This window comes from Gordonia sp. SL306 (assembly GCF_026625785.1).
Classification (GTDB): Bacteria; Actinomycetota; Actinomycetes; order Mycobacteriales; family Mycobacteriaceae; genus Gordonia.
Genome location: NZ_CP113063.1, coordinates 988,675 through 1,007,808 on the forward strand (window position 1 = coordinate 988,675; position 19,134 = coordinate 1,007,808).

7 protein-coding genes and 1 pseudogene are annotated in these 19,134 nt (G+C 68.4%); 4 read left to right on the top strand and 4 right to left on the bottom strand.

Annotated features, from left to right (window positions below):
• Positions 1–36 precede the first annotated feature (36 nt).
• Together OVA31_RS04365 and OVA31_RS04370 are read right to left on the bottom strand one after the other, a co-directional pair.
• Positions 37–4,551 (bottom strand): annotated as a pseudogene (locus OVA31_RS04365) (amino acid adenylation domain-containing protein); the annotation flags it as partial.
• A gap of 74 nt (positions 4,552–4,625) precedes the next feature.
• Entirely contained in the window at positions 4,626–12,710 is an 8,085-nt protein-coding gene (locus tag OVA31_RS04370; RefSeq protein WP_267629875.1) for a non-ribosomal peptide synthetase, read from the bottom strand.
• Between the two features lie 501 nt (positions 12,711–13,211).
• On the opposite strand from OVA31_RS04370, the gene OVA31_RS04375 reads away from it, so the two are divergent.
• The 4 genes from OVA31_RS04375 to OVA31_RS04390 are packed head-to-tail and all read left to right on the top strand — an operon-like array spanning position 13,212 to position 16,771.
• On the top strand, positions 13,212–14,693 hold the full coding sequence (locus tag OVA31_RS04375; protein ID WP_267629876.1) for an ATP-binding cassette domain-containing protein: 1,482 nt from the start codon (positions 13,212–13,214) through the stop codon (positions 14,691–14,693).
• Complete coding sequence (locus OVA31_RS04380; protein WP_420714192.1) at positions 14,690–15,505, top strand: ABC transporter permease; 816 nt, start codon at positions 14,690–14,692, stop codon at positions 15,503–15,505. The genes OVA31_RS04375 and OVA31_RS04380 overlap by 4 nt, the downstream gene beginning before the upstream one ends.
• Complete coding sequence (locus OVA31_RS04385; RefSeq protein WP_420714139.1) at positions 15,502–16,353, top strand: ABC transporter permease; 852 nt, start codon at positions 15,502–15,504, stop codon at positions 16,351–16,353. Before OVA31_RS04380 ends, OVA31_RS04385 begins: the two co-directional genes overlap by 4 nt.
• Positions 16,354–16,402: 49 nt before the next feature.
• On the top strand, positions 16,403–16,771 hold the full coding sequence (locus OVA31_RS04390) for a GNAT family N-acetyltransferase (RefSeq protein ID WP_267629877.1): 369 nt from the start codon (positions 16,403–16,405) through the stop codon (positions 16,769–16,771).
• A gap of 33 nt (positions 16,772–16,804) precedes the next feature.
• Here the strand turns inward: OVA31_RS04390 and OVA31_RS04395 are convergent, their stop codons facing one another.
• Together OVA31_RS04395 and OVA31_RS04400 are read right to left on the bottom strand one after the other, a co-directional pair.
• The gene (locus OVA31_RS04395) at positions 16,805–17,899 is read right to left on the bottom strand and encodes a hypothetical protein (protein WP_267629878.1); all 1,095 of its coding nucleotides are present in this window, start codon (positions 17,897–17,899) and stop codon (positions 16,805–16,807) included.
• The gene (locus tag OVA31_RS04400) at positions 17,896–19,125 is read right to left on the bottom strand and encodes a sensor histidine kinase (protein ID WP_267629879.1); all 1,230 of its coding nucleotides are present in this window, start codon (positions 19,123–19,125) and stop codon (positions 17,896–17,898) included. The genes OVA31_RS04395 and OVA31_RS04400 overlap by 4 nt, the downstream gene beginning before the upstream one ends.
• Between the last annotated feature and the right edge of the window lie 9 nt (positions 19,126–19,134).

Genomic DNA, 19,134 nt, shown 5'->3' on the forward strand with positions numbered 1-19,134 from the left:
GCCGACGTAGAGTTCGCCGGCAGCGCCTCTGGGTACGGGGTGCAGCCGTGCGTCGAGCACGTGCGCGGTCGAGTTCCACACCGGGACACCGATCGGCACCGATCCGAGCGACGGGTCCACATCGTCGATCTGCTGATAGGTGATCTCCACCGCGGCCTCGGTCGGGCCGTAGAGGTTGTAGAACAGCACCTCCGGCAACAACTGCCGCGTCTCGGCCGCCACGGCAGGCGGGAGCGCTTCACCTGTGGTGGACACGATGCGCAGCGAATCGAGCGACCGAATCCGTTCCGGACCGGCGACCTCGAGGAACACCGACAACATCGACGGGACAAAGTGCACCATGGTCGCCCGGTGCGCCGCGATCTGCTCGGCCACGTAGACCGGATCGAGATGACCGTCGGCGTCGAGCACCAGCAACCGGGCGCCGACCATCAACGGCGCGAACAACTCGGCCACCGAACAGTCGAAGGTGACCGGCGTCTTCAGCACAACGGTGTCGGACGAGTCGATCGGCAATTCGTCCAGGCCCCACCGCATCCGGTTGACCACGGCGTCGTGCGACACGGTCACGCCCTTCGGCCGTCCGGTCGATCCGGACGTGAAGATCGTGTAGGCCGCGTGGTCCGGGCGCAGAGGCGCGCGCCGCTCGTCGTCGCGCACGGGCGTGTCGTCGCCGACGACCGCCGAATCACATTCGACGACAACGATGTCCGCACCGGCCTCGACGACGGATCCCGGCGGGATACCCGGGCCGACGATGACGATCCCGGCGCCTGCGGTGTCGAGCATGTACCGGACCCGGTCCACCGGGGCGGCGACGTCGATCGGCACATATTGCCCACCGGCCGCGACCACGGCGTGAATGGCCACCACCATCTCCACCGAGCGCGGGACGCACACGCCGACGGCGACATCAGGGCCGACCCCGCGTCGGATGAGATCCCTTGCCAGGACGTTGATCCGGGACGCGAGCTCGCCGTAGGTCAGGGTGCGTTCGTCGGACACCAGGGCCGGCAGATCGGGGGTCGTCACGGCCTGTCGGGCCACCGCGTCCGCGATCGTCTCGGTGCGCACCGGCACCATCGCTCCGGCGGAGAGCTCTCGGCGGCGCTCGATGTCGGCCGCGCCCAGAACCTCGAGGTCGCCCATCGCACGATCGGGTTCGACGACGACCTGCCGGATGATCCGCTCGAAGATCGCAACGAACTCGACGACCGTCGCGCGGTCGAAGAGGTCGGTCGCGTACTCGATGACACCGGAGAGGGCCTGACCGCCATCGCCGCTCTCGATCAGGGTGATCGCGAGATCGTGATCGGTCAGATCGCGGTACTGCTCGACCAATTCCGCTGTGACGCCAGGCAGGTCGAACCGCGCGCCCTGTGCGTCCTGGAGAAGTAGCAACACCTGGAAGATCGGTGAATGTGCGGTGCTGCGGGTCGGCTGCAGCTTGTCGACGATCATGTCGAACGGGATGTCGGCGTTGCCCAGCGCCGCCAGATCCCGATCACGGACATCTCCGAGCAGCTCCCCGAAGCCGCGTGCCGGATCGACGGGGGTACGCAACACGACCGTGTTCATGAACATGCCGACGAGGTGTTCGAGCGCACGCTCGCCACGGCCGGCGTAGGGGGTGCCGACCACTACGTCGCGGTCACCGGTCAGGCGGTGCAGCACCAGCACCCAGGCGGCGTGCAACACCATGAACAGCGACGCGTTGTGCGTGTGCGCGAACTGCCGGATGGCGGCGAACAGTTCGTCGTCGATCTCGAAGGTCACGGCGTCGGCGTGATTGCCCTGCACCGGCGGTCGGGGCCGGTCGGTGGGCAACGCGATCAGTTCCGGCGCGCCGTCGAGATCCTGCTCCCAGAAGGTGAGTTGTTGTGCGGCAAGCGAATCGGGCGCGTCGGGGTCACCGAGGACGTGACGCTGCCAGACGGTGTAATCGGCGTACTGGACGTCGAGTCGCGGTCGGTCGGGGTCGCTCTCGCCTCGGCGGGCGACGTAGGAGGCCACCAGGTCCTGTGCCAGCGGGGTGAGTGACGCGCCGTCGCTGATGACATGGTGGGCGACGAGCGCGAAGACGAACTCGTCGTCGGCGGTCTGGAACAGTCGTGCGCGGATCGGGGGTGCCGTCTCGAGGTCGAAACCGACGCCGATCACGCCGGCGAGGGCTGCGTCGACAGCGGCCGGGTCGTCGGCCGGGATGCGGATCGCCGGAGTGATCTGGAGATCGGGGCGGTAGCTCCCCTCGCCGAGTACATCCTGTTCGGGCACACCGTCGGTCGACGGGAAGCGGGTGCGCAGGATCTCGTGCCGGCCGAGGAGGTCACGGACGGCGCCGTCGAGCGCCGACGGATCGAGATCTCCACCGAACCTGAGCACCAGCGGGATGTTGTAGACGTGGCTGCCCGGATCGAGGGTGGCCAGGAACCAGATTCGCCGCTGCGCATACGACAGCGGGATCGGCGACGGCCGCTCGGTCGCGACGAGCTCGGGTCGGTGGACGTGCTTGCGACCGGCCACCCGCGCGGCGAGTTCGCGCACCGTGGGTGCTTCGAAGATGTCCCGGACCGACACCACCAGGTCGAGATCGTCCTTGCACCTCGCGGCGATCTGCGCGGCCACCAGGGAATTGCCGCCGATGCCGAACAACGACTCGACGACGCTGATCCGATCGACGTCGAGGACGGCCTCGAACACCGTGGCGATCTGACGTTCCGCCTCGTCGCGCGGCGGCACGTACACCATCGCGCTCACCGGCGTCGGCACCGGGAGCGCCTTGCGATCGAGCTTCCCGTTGACGTTCAGCGGCAATTGGTCGAGGACCATCACAACGTCGGGAACCATGTAGTCGGGGACCCGGGTCGCGACGGCGGACCGGATCTCGGCGTGATCCAGATCGCCGCCGTCGGCACCGTTGCCGACCACGTAGCCGACCATCTGCTCGGGCTGGTCGTTGCGTCGTTTGATCGCGGCGGCCGCGGCATCGACGCCGGGCACGGCCAGGAGCGCGGCCTCCACCTCACCGAGCTCGATGCGGTATCCCCGGAGTTTCACCTGGGCGTCGCTGCGACCGATGTACTCCATCCCTCCGCCGCGGGAGATCACCACGTCGCCGGTGCGGTACATGCGCGCGCCCGGCTCGAACGGGTCTGCGACGAAGCGGGTTGCGGTCAGATCGAATCGGCCGAGATATCCGCGGGTCACCTGTCCGCCGGCGATGTAGAGCTCGCCCGCCACGCCCTCGGGCACCCGGGCGAGGCGCTGGTCGAGAATGTATGCCCGACTGCTCTCGATGGCCGCGCCGATCTCCGATGCGACGGTGTCCGCGACGAAATCGACGGTGAGCTCTCGCCTGGTCACATAGACGGTGGCCTCGGTGGGTCCGTACATGTTGTGCAGCGACGGTCCGGAGTTGCCGTCGGCCTCCAGCCGGTCGTCGTGCCATCGCCGCACCTGACCGAAATCGAGTGCCTCGCCGGCGAAGATCATGTGGCGGATCGACTGTGGGAGGCGATCTCCGGCCGGGGGCCGGACGGCCGCGGCCAGTTGATAGAACGCCGACGGGGTGAGGTGGACGACGGTGACCTGTTCGCGTTCGAGGACCTCGACGAAGTCGGCGGGTGACCGGGTGGTGATGTAGTCGAGCACCACCAGGCGACCGCCAAAGCTCAGCGACACCCAGATCTCGCCGACCGAGACGTCGAAGGCATACGACTGGAACATCGTCCACACGTCGTCGCACGACAGGTCGTAGGTCTCGCCGACCGACCGCAGCAGTGTGACCACGTCGTCGTGGGTGACCACCACGCCCTTGGGCTTGCCCGTCGAGCCGGAGGTGTACATCACGTATGCGGGATGGGCCCCGTTGATGCGCTGCGGGATGCGATCGACACCGTGATCGCTGCCGGCATCGGCAACCGTGGACAGGGACACGTCGAGGGCCTGCCAGGTCTCGATGGTTTCGTCGTCGGCCAGTACCAGCAACGGCCCGGCGTCATCGATGATCGTCTGGAGTCGTTCGAGCGGATGCGACCGGTCGAGCGGCAGGTAGGCCGCACCCGACTTGATCACGCCGAGCAACACGACGATCAGTTCTGCCGATCTCGGCATCGCGACACCGATCAGGACCTCGGGACCGGCGCCAGACGCGATGAGCCCGGCGGCCAGCCGGTCCGAACGCTCGTCGAGTTCCCGGTATGTCAGCGCCGCGCCGTCGAGGTCGACGACGGCGGTGCGGTCGGCGAATCGATGAGCGGACGAACGGAACAGACCCGGGAGCGAGCCCCAATCCGAGGAGCCCGACATCTCGAACGCGGTGGAACGGACGTGGTCGACGACCCGATTCGCCTCCGCGGCGATCTCACCGGCCGCCAGCCCGGCCTTCGGGATCAGGCCGGTCACGGTACCCACCACCGCCGACTCGGCGTCGAGCCCGCTTGCGGCGAGCACGCTCGCGGTGGCGGCGACCTGCGCCTGGAGCGCACCGAAGGTGACGGGGCCTGCCGCACCGCTGAACGCGGTCTGCTCCGGCGCCATGGCAGCCGCCATGGCGATCAGGTGCAGGGTGGATGGCCGGGGACCCCATCCGGAGGAGAGGTTCCACTGGCCGTGGTCGGGGGCCGTCACGCGCGATCGGCGCCTCTCACGGGGACCTCGCCGCTCACCGGGACAACCGTGCCGTCGACCGTCTGGGCGCCGGGGGCGTCCCGATGGCCGACGACCTCGGCCGCCCGAAGCCGCAGTTCTCGAACCACGGAGTCGAGGGCGTCGGGACCGGACGTGACCAGGTCCGGGACGCTGCTCATCAACGCCATCGTGAGGCCTGCGTTCGAATCGTCGGCGGGCAGCCCGGCCGACATGGCGGTCTTGATCGCATCCAGGTCGCCGAAGCCCATGATGAATCCGTTCCGTTCGACCGCCGTGGCCGTCGGCTCCGTCGCGGCGGCCCGGGTCACGAGATCTGCCAGGGCGACCGCGTCCTGCGCGGTGCTGGTGGCTTCATCGGCGAGATCGAGCACAATGTCTCCCACGATACAAGTCGTGTCGTCGGCGACCGCCTCGAGCACCCGGACATACCAGCCGGCGATCCGCTCCACCGTGCTCGCGTCGAAAAGATCCGTTGCGTAGAGCAACTGGGCCTTGATGGCACCGTCGGACGTCTGACCGGCCGGATCGTTCGGGAAGAGCGTGAGCTGCAGGTCGACCTTCGCCGAGGAGAGCTGCTCGTCCTCCGGCGAGATCCGCAGGCCCTCGAGTTCCAGCGTGGGGAACTCGATGTTCTGGAACGCGAACATGACCTGGAACAACGGGTTGTAGGAGGTGGGCGCCATCGGCAGCACGCGTGAGACGATCTGGTCGAAGGCCACGTCGGTGTGTGCCATGTCGACGAGATCCTCGTTGCGGACCCGCTCGAGAAGCGTGCCGAACTGCTCGCCGACCGAGAGCCGGGTCCGCAGTGCCAGAGTGTTCACGAACATCCCGACCACGTTCTCGAGTGCGGAATCACCGCGGCCCGCATACGGCGTGCCGATCACCACGTCGTCGTTGCCGGAGATGCGGCTCAACAGCAGGGCGTAGGCCGCGTGCGTGACCATGAACAGAGTGGTGTTGTTGACGCGCGCCACCGAGTCCAGCGCCCGGACGAGATCTGCGGGCAGCTCGAACTCGACGGTGCGCCCCTCGAAGCTCGGGGTGCGCGGCCGCGGGCGGTCGGTCGGGAGATCGATCTGGTCGGGCACGCCCTCGAGTCGATCCGCCCAGTACTGCAGCTGACGATCCCCCTCGGTGACATCGTCGTCACCGAGGGTCACCAGCCGATCGGCCTGCCACAGGGTGAAGTCCGCGTATTGCACTGGCAGCGGCACCCAGGCCGGTGCGGCCCCGCCGAGTCGAGCCGCGTACGCGGTCATCAGGTCACGGGCGAGTGGCGCCATCGATGCACCGTCGGCGCTGATGTGATGGACCACGAACACCAGCACATGCTCGTCGGGGCGAACCCGCAGCACCGACATCCGCAGCGGCGCCTTCGACACGATGTCGAATCCCTCGCCGGTGACCCGGGCGATCGCGTCGGTCAGGTCCCCGTCCACATCGGTGACGCGCAGATCGAGTTCGTCGACTATGTCCTCGGCCGGGATGATGATCTGGATCGGCAGGGCGTTGACCATCGGGTAGGTCGTCCGGAGCGACTCGTGGCGCCGGACGAGGTCACCCATCGCGGCCCGCAACGCGTCGGTGTCGAGCTCGCCGGACAGTCGAAGTGCCAGCGCGACATTGTAATTCGCCGCATCCGGGTCGGCGCGATTGAGCAACCAGAGGCCGCGCTGCACTCCCGAAACCGGCACCATCTCGGCACGGTTGCGGGCGGTCAGCGGAGGTTCGGACCGTCCGGTCATCGTCGAGGTCAGGCGTGCCGCGAACTTGGCCGCGGTGGGCTTCTCGAACAGGTCCTTCACCGGGACCCGGCGATCGAAGACCGCCGCGAGGCGCGACACCGCCTTGGTCGCCGACAGCGAGTTCCCGCCGAGTTCGAAGAAGCTGTCGTCGACACTCACCCGGGAGACGTCGAGGACCTGGGCGAAGACATCGGCCACCACGGCCTCCATCTCGCTGCGCGGCGCGACGAACTCCTTGGACATCGAGAAGTCCACCGGCGGAAGCGACGTGCGGTCGATCTTGCCGACCGGCGTGAGGTCGAAGGACGCCACGACGACCACGGTCTGCGGGACCATGTAGCCGGGCATGCGCGCCGAGGTGTGCTCGAGGATGTCCGCCGGTGACGGCGATGCTTCGTCGGCCGCCGTCACGTAGGAGACGAGAACGGTCTCGCCTGCGGGACCGGGCACGCCGAGGCTGAGGGCGTTCGCCACTCCGGGATGTTCCATGAGCACCGCGTCGACCTCGCCCGGCTCGATCCGCTGTCCGCGGATCTTGAGCTGGAAGTCGTTGCGGCCCTGGTAGATCAGGGCGCCGTCTGCAGTGCGGACGACCCGGTCGCCGGTGCGATACATGCGACTGTTCGGCTCGTGCGGATTCGCCACGAAAGCGCCTGCGGTCAGATCGGGACGGCCATGGTAGCCGCGGCCGAGCTGGACACCGGTGAGATACAGCTCGCCCGGCACCCCGACGGGCGTCGGCCGCAGACCACGATCCAGCACCAGTGCACCCACACCGGGCACGGCGGGGCCGATCGTCACCGCGTCGTCGGCGCGCATCGGGCCCGCCGCGGTCGCCCAGATCGTCGCCTCGGTCGGCCCGTACAGGTTGAAGAACTGACGACCGGCACCGACCCACCGACGCACCAGGTCCGGCGGGCACGTCTCCCCCACACTGACGACCGTCGACAGGCTCGGGACCCGAGACGGCTCGAGCGTCCCGAGAGCCGACGGTGTCATCACCGCATGCGTCACCCCGCCGTCGGCGATGACCTCGTCGAGTTCGGCGCCACCGAAGACATCGGCCGGGCTCACCACGAGCCGCCCGCCCGAACACAGCGCCATGGCGATCTCGAAGATCGATGCGTCGAAGCTCGGCGACGCGACGTGCAAGACCCGGGCGGCCGGACCGACCGACAGTGTCCGGCGCTGGTTGGCGACCATGTTCGCGAGTCCGCGATGGGTGACGGCGGCCGCCTTCGGCCGTCCCGTGGAGCCCGATGTGTAGATGAGATAGGCCAGGTCGTCGAGGCGCGCGGCCGACACGAGCTCGTCGTCGCGGATCCGGGTCCCGCAGTGACCTGCGACCTGCAACTCGATCTGCTCGTCGTCGATCACGAGCCAGTCGACGTCGCCGGGGACGTCGGCGGCGACATCGCAGACGGTGAGGCCGATGATCGGGGCCGCGTCGTCCAGCATGTCGGCGCGTCGCTCCGCCGGATGGCGAGGGTCGATGTTGACGAATGCCGCTCCGGTCTTCGCGACCGCGACCGTCGCGATCACCGATTGCGCGGACCGACCGATGGTGACGGCCACCACCGACCCCGGACCGGCGCCGCGTGAGATCAGTTCGCGCGCCAGTTGATTGGTGCGTATCTCGAAGACGTCCCAGCTGGTCGTCGAGCCGTCTCCGACCAGTGCGGGTGCAGCCGGGTTCGCCGCGCTCGCGCCGGTCGCCAGGAGCTCCCGCAGCGTCTGCGGCGCGGCGCGCGACGGCGACCGGTCGGACAGTGCCACGACCTCGTCGGGCGGCAGCAGGTCGATCTGGCCGAAGGGTGCGTCGGGGTCGGCCACCATCCCCCGCATCATCGTGATCAGCCGATCGCCGATCGCCGAGACCGTGGAAGCATCGAAGAGGTCGGTGGCGTACGAGATCTCGACGTCGTAGGGCTGCCCGTCCGCAGCGTGCTCGGTGACGGAGAAGGCGAGGTCGTACTTCGCGGCGGGCACGCGGGCATCGATCACCTCCGTCGAATCGGCCCAGTGCCGCAAGTCGCCGGACTGGTCCGACTGCATCGTCAGGGCGACCTGGAACAGCGGGGTGTGCGACGACGAGCGCTGCGGCGCAACCGCATCCACGACTCTCTCGAACGGGACGTTGGAATGTGCCATGGCCGAGGCCCGTGCCGTGTGCGCGGTGGCGAGCAGATCACTCACCGTGGTAGCGGTGCCGACCGGCGTGCGGAGCACCACCGTGTTGACGAACATCCCGACCAGGTCGGCGGTGAGTTCGTCGTCCCGGCCCGCGACGGCGGTACCGATCGCGACATCGTCGGTGTCGCCGTGGCGAGCGAGTACCGCGGCCACGGCGCCGTGGATCACGGTGAAGGGGGTGACCGACACCCGTCGCGCGAGCGACCGGATACCCGCCACGAGCTCACCGTCGATCGACACATCGACGTAATCGCCTGCACCGCCTGCCACCTCGGGTCGCGGGCGGTCGGTCGGCAAGGTCAGGAGATCGGGCATGCCGGAGAGTTCGGCCCGCCAGAAGTCGAGTTCTCGGGTCTGGAGCTCACTCGGCTGCTCGACGTCGCCGAGCATCCGGTGCTGCCACAGGGCGAAGTCCGCGTACTGGATGGGCAACGGGGCGAACCGGGGCGATTCGCCGTCCCGGCGAGAGCGGTAGGCCGTCATCAGATCCCGGATGAGGGGCCGAAGGGAGAAGCCGTCCGCGGCGATGTGATGGAGGACGACCACCACCACGAAGCCATCGGAATCGGCGAACAACGCCCAGCGGAAACCGATCTCGTCCACCAGATCGAAGCCGCGGACCGTCTCGCTCGCGACCGCTTCGTCGAGGGTTCCCTCGACCGGACGCACCTCGACCTCGGCACAGTGTCCGAGGTCGGCGACCGGGACCACCTCCTGGACCGGTTCACCGGCGACGGACGGGTAGCGGGTCCGCAGGGCCTCGTGCCGTTCGAGCACGTCGAGCACGGCCTCGCGCAGCGCGCCCAGGTCGGCATCGGGTCCCAGACGGATCGCACCCGGCATGTTGTAGGTCGCCGCCGCCGGGTCCATGCGGTTGATGAACCAGAGGCGGGTCTGGGCATGGGACAGCGGGATCGTGCTACCGCGGTCGGCGACCGGACCGAGCGCCGGCAGGTCGGCGTCGGCCGCGTCGTCGGCCCGCCGCGCGATCTCGCCGAGGTCGGAGCTGTCGAAGATGTCGGTCAACCGCAACGACAGTGCGTGCTCGGTCCGCGCCCGCGACACCAGGCGGGCGGCCGTCAGCGAGTCGGCACCGATCGCGAAGATGTTGTCGCGCAGGCTTACCCGCTCGGCACCGACCAGGTCGGCGACGAGACCGGCCAGCGCGATCTCCACCGCCGACTCCGGGGCCTCGAACGGCACGTCGACACTCGACGTCGGGGCGGGCAGCGCCGACCGATCGAGCTTGCCGGAGGCGTTGACCGGGAAGTCGTCGAGGACCACCACCGCCGACGGCACCATGTGCGACGGAAGGTTCTTGCGACAGAACGCGAGAACCCGTTGCTCCTCGACCGTTTCCGAGTTCGATCGCAGATAGGCGACGAGCATCGGTGCGGCGCCGTCGTCACTGCGGGCCACCACCACGACGGCGTCCACATGCGGGATGTCGGCGAGTACCGCCTCGATCTCCCCGAGCTCGACCCGCTGACCCCGGATCTTGATCTGGAAGTCGGTGCGTCCCAAGTATTCCAGCTCGTGACGATCGTTCCATCGGACGAGGTCGCCGGTGCGGTACATCCGTGTGCCCGCAGGCGCGAACGGGTCCGCGACGAAGCGGTCCGCGGTCAGGTCCGGCCGGCCCGCGTATCCACGTGCCAATTGCACCCCGGCCAGGTACAGCTCGCCGGCCACCCCGATCGGGACGGGCCGGAGGCGGACGTCGAGGACCCGGACGTCGGTGTTGACCACCGGACGGCCGATCGGCACCGGACCGGCCTGGTCGGTAACCAGATGCTCGGTGACGTCGACGGCTGCCTCGGTGGGGCCGTACAGATTGCACAGATCGACCGAACTCACGGCACCGACCTTGTCGGCGAGGGCTCGGCTCAGTGGTTCACCCGAGGTGAACACCTGACGCACGGTTGGGCCGAACACCGTTCCCGCGCCGGGCATGCCACTTGTCGCTGCGGTGGTGGCGCGGTTGCGCTGCGACAGGATGTCGACATACGCGTCGAGCATCGACGGGACGAAATGCAGCGTGGTGACGCCGCTCTCCTCGATGAGACGGGCGAGATATTCAGGATCGCGGTGACCGTCCGGGCGGGCGATGACCATGCGGCCACCGGTTCGCAACGGCCAGAACAGTTCCCAGACCGAGACGTCGAAGGTGATCGGCGTCTTGTAGAGCACCGCGTCGTCGGGGCCGATCGGATGACCGTCCTGCATCCAGCCCAGACGGTTGATCGCCGCGCGCTGCGTGACCTCGACCCCCTTCGGGACGCCGGTCGAGCCCGAGGTGAAGATGACGTAGGCCGAGGCATCGCCGCCGCGTCGCGGTGTGACGGTCGCGGTCCGCGGCGCGGGGCTCCCGTCGTCGAAGCGAGCCCAGTTCAGGTAGGCGGCATCGATCACGACCTCCGCGCCCACAGCGTCCGCGATCAACGCACGGCGACGGGCCGGCTGCCCCGGATCGACCGGCACGTAGGCGGCTCCCGCCGTGAGCACCGCGTAGACGGCACAGACCTGTGCGAGGCCACGCGGCAGCGACACCACCACTCGATCGCCTGCGGCGACCCCGTCGTCGACGAGACGTCCGGCGAGTCCGAGACGAAGCGCGTCGAACTCGGCGTAGGTCCACGTCCGGCCCTCGAACTCGACCGCGACCGCGTCGGGGGTGAGTGCCACCTGGCGCTCGAAGTCGTCGAGGGGCGAGGTGTCGTCGCCGGGCAGCCCGGCGCGCGGCCCGGCCCCCGTCTCGAGGAGGGTGGTGGCCTCACCGTCGAAGAGCAGGTCGACCTCGCCGATCGGGGTGTTCGGCTCGGCCATCAGTCGATCCATGAAGGTCAGGAACCGCCGCAGGTGCCGATCGAGCTCGTCCTGTCGATACAGCTCCGGATTGCCGTGCAGATCGACGACCAGACGCTCACCCGGTCCGGCCTGGTAGAGGTTGAGCCGGAGATCCTCGAGGATGCCGGAGGTCAGGATCTGATAATCCACCCGGGCACCCACGAGTTCGATGGGCTTGTCGAACATCATCATGTTGACGATCGGCCCGAACGATGCCGTGTTAGAGTCCGCCATCCCGGCGTCGAGCCGGATCTCCTCGAACCGGTACCGCTGGTGACGCAGGGCTCCCGTCATCTCCAGCTTCAGTTGGCCGACGAGTTCACCGGTGGTGAGACCTGTCACGTCACGGGCGACGATCGGCAGCATGTTGGAGAGCATCCCGCCCGCACGCTTGATCCGTGCGGTCGCGCGACCGGTCACCGGCAGGCTCAGTGCCACGTCGTCGGTGCCGCTCATCCGGGCCAGATATGCGGAGAACGCTGCGGTCAGCAGGACGGCGGGCGAACCCCCGATCTGCGCCGCGCGCTCTTCCAACGCGACCTGCCGTGCTGTGTCGAGCACGCTGCCGGCGATCAGGTTGACCGGATGCAACGGCGCCACGGCGGCGCTGACCGCGAGGCTGACCCGCTCCGGCAGGTCACCTGCGCGCTCGGTCCAGTGCGCGCGATCCGACTCGTGCCGGGTGCTCTCGGCATACGCCTGATCGTCGGCGACCAGATCGGCGAGCGATGCGTGCGGCCGATCGGTACGGGCCCGGCCTTCGACCGCCGCGTTGTAGCGCTCGAGTGTCTCCTGCATGGCCGTGAGTGCCGCATAGCCGTCGATCACGATGTGATGGGCGCGCAGATACCAGAGGGCCCGGTCATCGGCGACGCGGATCAGGCTCGTGACCGTGAGTTGATCGGCGACCAGGTCGATCGTGCGCTGGTAGTCGGCGTTCATCCACCGGGTCGCGGCCGCCATCGGGTCCGGGTCGTCGCGCAGATCGACGACCGCGAGGGTGAAGTCGACCGCCGGGTCGACCACCTGCATGGGCACGCCGCCGGACTCGATGATCCGGGTGAACGGGGACTGCAGATCCCACCCAACCTCACGCACCACACGCGCGAAGAGTTCGATGTCGAGGGGGCGGTAGTCGTCGCGGATGTCCAGGTAGTTGGCGACGGTCACCGAGTAATCCGGGGACAGGTTCTCGGCGAACCACATTCCCCGCTGAGCTGCGGTGAGTGCGAGTGGCTGGTACCCCGAGACGTCCGCTACGCGATCATCCATCGGGTCCATTCCACTCACTCTCGTCTGGGCGGTGTCGCGGTCCGCGCCGACCGGGACGTCCTCCGATCTCGCGAATCCACGCTGCCGAACATGTCATTAGTGATCGTTACTAAGTACTGCAATACACAGGTATTTCGCGCCGAGACCGTCGACCGTTACACGGCATCTCGCAGATTCCTGACCACGAACCGTAACGAACGACGAGCCGAGGACGGTAATCACCACGTCCTCCTTTCGACCGACCGCGGCATCTCCGCCCAGGTCACGCCTGCCTGCCGGCCCGCCACGAACTGGTTCACAACGGGAACTGTAGGAGCCGAACCTGTGGGAAAGCTGTCTGACCGATGTCAGGTGGCCCAGATGCACGATTCCGGGCCGCTCACCTACGACACCGACCACCTGCCACCTCCCGGGTCGTCGCCTCGGCCGCCTGTTCTGCGTAAGTTTGACTTGGTAACAGCCCCGTCACGCTCGAAAACATCGATCCGGAAGAGGAGCGGAATGCCTGAGCAATCACAAGGGCGTCACACGGTCGATGACCTGTACCGCCCCGAGGACGCCGATGCCGACGCTCACGGCGACGACGCGGTGACGCCGCGCGCGGAGGTGCACCGCATGTGGGACCCCCTCACGGATCCGCTCGATCCCGCCGATCTGTTGCCGCTCGACGAGCCCGGCGATCCCAGTTTGTGGGAGCGTGACCTGCACCCGCGCGAGGCCATCACCTGGGAAGAGTTCAGTGCAGGCGCCGAGCCGGCACCGCAACGCCAGGACGTCGGCCCATTCCACAACCCGAACGGCGTGTCGTCACATCACGAGGACGAGTCGACCAGCGACGTTGCTCCGCAGTCGGTCGCCGGTGCCGCCGATCCGACTCCCGGCCCGTCTGTGTGGCCGGAGAGCCCCGCTCCGGCCGATCCGCATGCGGCGGTGTCCGAGGCGATTCAGAACACGGTGACCGACCGGATTCCGCGAACCCCCGAACCCGCCGTCGCCGCGGTCGGCCTGCAGAAGCGTTTCGGCGATTTTGTCGCCGTGTCCGATGTCACGTTCTCGGTCGCGAAGGGCACCATCCTCGGGCTCCTCGGCCCCAACGGCGCGGGTAAGACGACCACCGTCAACATGCTGTGCACGCTGCTCAAGCCGGACGCGGGCAGCGGCCTCGTCGCCGGCCACGACATCGTGCACCAGGCCGCCGCGGTCCGTCGTTCGATCATGCTCACCGGCCAGTTCGCCGCGCTCGACGAATCTCTGACCGGGCGGGAGAACCTGATCCTGTTCGGGCGCCTGCTCGGTCTGACGAAACCCACGGCTTCGGTCCGCGCCGACGAACTGCTCGCCGCCTTCGGATTGACCGACGCGGCCCGCCGGCGGGTCCGCGAGTACTCGGGTGGCATGCGTCGCCGGATCGACATCGCGTGCGGGCTGGTCACGCGTCCCGAGGTGGTGTTCCTCGACGAACCGACCACCGGCCTCGACCCGCGTAGCCGTCAAGAGGTGTGGCAGCTCGTCAAGAGTCTGCGCGACCAGGGTGTGACGACGGTGCTCACCACGCAGTACCTGGAAGAGGCGGACGAGCTCGCGGACCAGATCGTGGTGATCGACCACGGCCGCGTCATCGCGCGAGGTACGGCCGACGAGCTCAAGTCACAGATCGGCACGTCGGTCTATCAGGTCACGCCCACCGACCCCGAGCAGGTGCCCGCGGTCCGAGAGGCCCTCGCCGAGCTGCTGGTCGAGTCGCCCTCACCCGGGACCTCGTCGCCGACCTCGTCGTCGCCGGATGCGAAGGGCCGCGACGGCGACCAGCCGATCTCCGTGTCGGTGCCTGCCCCCGACGGCGCGGACACCCTCGTCCAGATCGTCCAGCGGACGAGCGCCGCCGGCATCCGTCTCTCGGACGTCGCGCTGCGGCGGCCGTCGCTCGACGAGGTCTTCCTCGCCCTCACCGAACCCTCGACCACGAAGGTGCCCGTCCCCTGATCACGCAGACCTCCCCGGAACCGACCGGACCGACACAGGCCGCGGAGCCACAGATCCGCCCACCGCAACAGTGGTGGGCGCTGACCACCCGCGGTCTGTCCGGCATCGTGCGCAACGGCGAGATCATCTTCGCGATGATCGCTCCAGCCTTCCTCGCGGTGTGCTTCTACGTGCCGTTGCGGTCGTTGATGGATGCCTATCCCGGCATGAACTACGCGCAGTACCTGATGCCGATCATCGCGCTCCAATCAGTCGGCTTCGTCGCGTCGGCGTCGGCCATGCGCTCGTCGATGGACGGCCTGCGCGGCATCAACCTGCGTTTCCGGGTCATGCCGATGAACTCGCTGGTCCCGGTCGCCGCCCGCGGGTCGGCCAATGCGGTTCTGCTTGCCATCTCACTCGTCTTCGCGACCATCGCGAGTCTGCTGATCGGCTGGCGCCCGCACGGTGGCATCGGCGGGACCATCGGCCTCTACGCGGTGGCGTTCGTCGTGGGCCTGCTGGTCGCCGTGATCGCCGACGCGCTCGGGCTGTTGGCGAGCAGCCCGGAGTCCACGAGCCAGATGCTCGGACTGCCGATCCTCATCCTCGGCATGCTGTCGACCGGCTTCGTCCCCGAGAGCCAGTTCCCGGAGTGGATTCAGCCGTTCGTCCGCAATCAGCCGGTGTCGCAGTTCTCCGGGGCGATGCGGGCGTTCAACGACGGCACCGCGACATGGTCGGTGGTGGCGCCGACGGTGTACTGGTGCCTGGGCATGGCCGCACTGGCGGCAGGCCTGCTCGTCTGGGCCGAGCGGAGGCTGCGCGCATGACGACACCACCGCAGATGAGTTCAACCGCGGCGGCGGCCGCGACGATGCCGACCGGCGACGTCCCACCGGAACACTCCACCGATGCCTGGACGACCCAGACCCGAATCCTCACCGGACGACAACTGTCGGTGTGGGTGCGGGATTACTCCACGCTCGGCCAGAGCCTGCTGTTCCCAGCGCTGTCGATGGTCATGTTCAAGGTCGTCCTGGGCGATGCCGTTGGCAATGCGACCGGCCAGAACAGCGCATACGGAACCGTGCCCCTGGTGATTCTCGTGGGAGCGATGTTCGGCTCGATGGCCGCGGCGGTGCGGCTCAACACCGAACGCGGCACCGGCCTGCTCGGCCGCCTGTACGTTCTACCGATCAACCGCGCCGCCGATCTCAGTGCACGCATCATCGCCGAGCTCGTCCGTATCCTCGTGTCGACGGTGATCCTGCTGGTGGCGGGGCTGTTCATCGGATTCCGCTTCACCCAGGGTGTGTGGGCCGTCCTCGGCATCATCGGGGTCGCACTGCTCTACGGCATGGCGTTCTCGACGATGGTCCTCGCGCTCGCCGTCAATGCGAAACCGGCGGCCCCGATCGTGCCGATCATCTCGTTGTTCGCGAGTGTCCTGATGTTCTTCAACTCGGGGTTCAGCCCGCTCGAGGCCTATCCCGGATGGCTGCAGCCGATCGTCGCGAACCAGCCGATGACACCGGCGATCGAAGTGATGCGGTCACTCGCCGTCGGCGGACCGATCACCGAGAACCTCATCAAGGTGATCGCCTGGTCGGTCGTGCTCCTGGGAGTCTTCGTCTACCCGGCACTGCGCGGCTATCAGCGCGCCGCCACCGATCACTGACGGCCTCGACGGAACGCCGGAACCACTCGAGGGCCGTAAGCTCGCACCCATGGTCATCGACAAGACCGGAGCCCGCACCTCCGTCGCCGACAACCCGGCCGAACGCCGCTACGAGATCACGGTGGAGGACGCCGGCGGACCTCGGGTGGCCGGGTTCACCGCCTACCGTGACCGTGACGTCGACGGCACCGGACAACGCATCTTCTTCCACACGGAGGTGGCCGAGGAGTTCGGTGGACGTGGTCTCGGCACCATCCTGATCCGCGAAGCGCTCGACGCGACCCGCGCCGAGGGGCGCGTCATCGTCGGTGTCTGCCCGATGGTGGCGGCCTTCCTGCGCAAGAACCCCGACTACGCGGATGCGGCCCGCCCGGTGACCCCCGAGGTGCTCTCCTGGCTGGAGACCGCACTCAACTGACCGAACCGACGTGACGGTGTACGACGAACCCGGTCAGTCGTCGGACGTCGCGACCGGGACGGTCGCGCTGTGTTCCGACATCTCGCCGTCGGCACCGTATTCGATACGTCTGATGGTCGGTCCGGTGTTGACGACGATCGACGCGATCAGCGAGCGTCCCGGCGGCAGGACCCGCGCGGTGACCTGTCCGCTGTCGACGGCCTGCAACTCGTCGACCAGCACATCCCACAGTCGGTGCAGTAGGCCGCGGTCGGGCACCACGCTCAACGCACCGTCGTCGAGGAGCAGCACCGAGACACCGCGCCTGCGGGCCTGCCACACCGCGTCACGAACCTGGTCGGACTCCCACGCGGGAGCTCGGATCCCGTCGCGCAGCTGTGCCTCGGTGAGTCGGACATCGGCGACCTCGCCGATCGTGAACTCGTGCCCGCCGACGATCTCGCCGAGGATCGGTCGCGCTCGACGCTCCAGTTGAGAGAGTTGCCGGCCGCGCTCGGCCGCAGCCGCCGCCGTCGCGGCCTCGGTCGCGGCCTGCGCGACCGCACGTTCCCGGAGAACGCGGATGCGTTCCGCGAGCGGCCGGGCCATCAGCACGAACAGCATCGCCAGCACCAGGACCGGATAGCAGAACGCCGTGTTTCCCGCGCCCGTCACGAATCCGAAACCGATGGCCACACCCCACAGTCCGGCGATCGCGGTGCAGCACACGGCACCCACCCAGGCGAACGACGGCCGACCATGCACTGCGAGGAGGGTGAACACGATCGTTGCCGCGGAGACCGGGGGCGCCGTCTGGAGCTGCAGATAGGACTCCGCGGGCAGACTCCACAGCGAGATGGCGAGTCCGCAGACCGCCAGCACGGCCGCCGAGATCGCAGCGGAGACCGGAAACCGCGGACCACGAGTTCGCTGGACGACCAGGGTGGCGAGCGCGAAGATCATCAGACCGGCGATCAGGCCTGCCCAGTTGTGCACCGACCTGAGGTGCCATCCGGCAGCGATCGTCACGACGGTGTAGACCACCGCGAACAGCCAGAGTCCTCGCGTGACCGTCGACGAGCCGAGCCCGAACAGATCGACGGTCGCATCGTCGAGCTCCCGGTCCTCGGAACGCGGATTCGGCATCATGGGCGCCGCCACTGGACGACGACGGTCGTCCCGCGGCGGGGTGCGCTGATGATCTGCGCCATGCCGCCCGGCAGCGAAGCCATCCGCCCCCGGATTCCGGTGGCGATCCCATACCGTTCCGGTGCCACCGATCCGGGGTCGAACCCCACGCCGTCGTCGGTGATGGTGACCCGCACGGCGTCGCAGGCGAAATCGCCGCCGACCACACAACGAGCGGCGCCGCCCGCGTGCCGGTGCCAGTTGCGCACCGCTTCTCCCATCGACGCGGTCAGCGCCGAGACGACATCGGCGGGATAAAACACCGAGCGATCGTGCACGAACAACTCGCTGCGGACATCGTCGCTGACGGACGCGGCAGTTGCCCGGATCCGCTCAGCGACCTGCGCGGCCGAGACATCGCCGAGGTGATTGTCGTCGCTGCGGTCGAGTTCATCGAGCGTCGACGCGGCCTGGCTCGCGAGGCGCGGGTCGGGCCGCCCCGGTGTCACCGCGAGCAACGACGCGATCACCCGGTCGTGGATCACCGCAGCGAAGCGCGCGCGTTCGGCTTCCTGTGCCATCTCCGCGGCACCGGTCGCGGCCGAGGCCAGGATCTCGGCCCGGCGGGCGTCGAGTAGTCGCACGTTGGCCATCGTCGCGATCGCGACGGCCAAGAACACACCGCTGAGCGCCATCGTCAGCGGCGCACTGAGCAGTGCGACCGGCCGGATCTCACCGAAGCGGCCGACCTGGTTGGCCGCATGCACGGCCAGGGTGGCCGTGACGAGATGCGCAATGGCCCAGCGGGTACGCGACACCAGCACGAGTCCGATACTCGCCACCGACGGGAACTGCACCATCCACACCGCCCAGTGCGCCGGATCATTGGTCGTGCCATTCCATGCGACGAACCAGAGGAGCGTCGCGAGCACGTAGCCGAGCGCGGACAAGTACATCAGGCCGACGTGGCCCCGCGGCACCGGACGCAATGACGCCAGCACGAGCAGGATCGCCGGCCCGACGATCAGCACCATGCTGACCGGCGTCCACCAGTCGGCCGTGAGATCCGCGCACCGGATGGCCACCGGAATGGTCACCACCGTGAACGTGAGGAGACCGAGGCCGATGAAACGGGCGCCGCTGCGTTGCATCCGGAGCAGATCGGAGTCGTCGCTGACTGCGTGCGCACGCAGACCCCGCAGGCGGCCGGCGACCGCTCGCCCGGCCTGTGTGTGATCGATCACCATGGAAGTCCA

Coding starts and splice junctions, on each gene's coding strand:
- OVA31_RS04370 (WP_267629875.1), bottom strand. CDS start 12,710: ATGGATGATCGCGTAGCGGACGTCTCGGGGTACCAGCCACTCGCACTC.
- OVA31_RS04375 (WP_267629876.1), top strand. CDS start 13,212: ATGCCTGAGCAATCACAAGGGCGTCACACGGTCGATGACCTGTACCGC.
- OVA31_RS04385 (WP_420714139.1), top strand. CDS start 15,502: ATGACGACACCACCGCAGATGAGTTCAACCGCGGCGGCGGCCGCGACG.
- OVA31_RS04390 (WP_267629877.1), top strand. CDS start 16,403: ATGGTCATCGACAAGACCGGAGCCCGCACCTCCGTCGCCGACAACCCG.
- OVA31_RS04395 (WP_267629878.1), bottom strand. CDS start 17,899: ATGATGCCGAATCCGCGTTCCGAGGACCGGGAGCTCGACGATGCGACC.
- OVA31_RS04400 (WP_267629879.1), bottom strand. CDS start 19,125: ATGGTGATCGATCACACACAGGCCGGGCGAGCGGTCGCCGGCCGCCTG.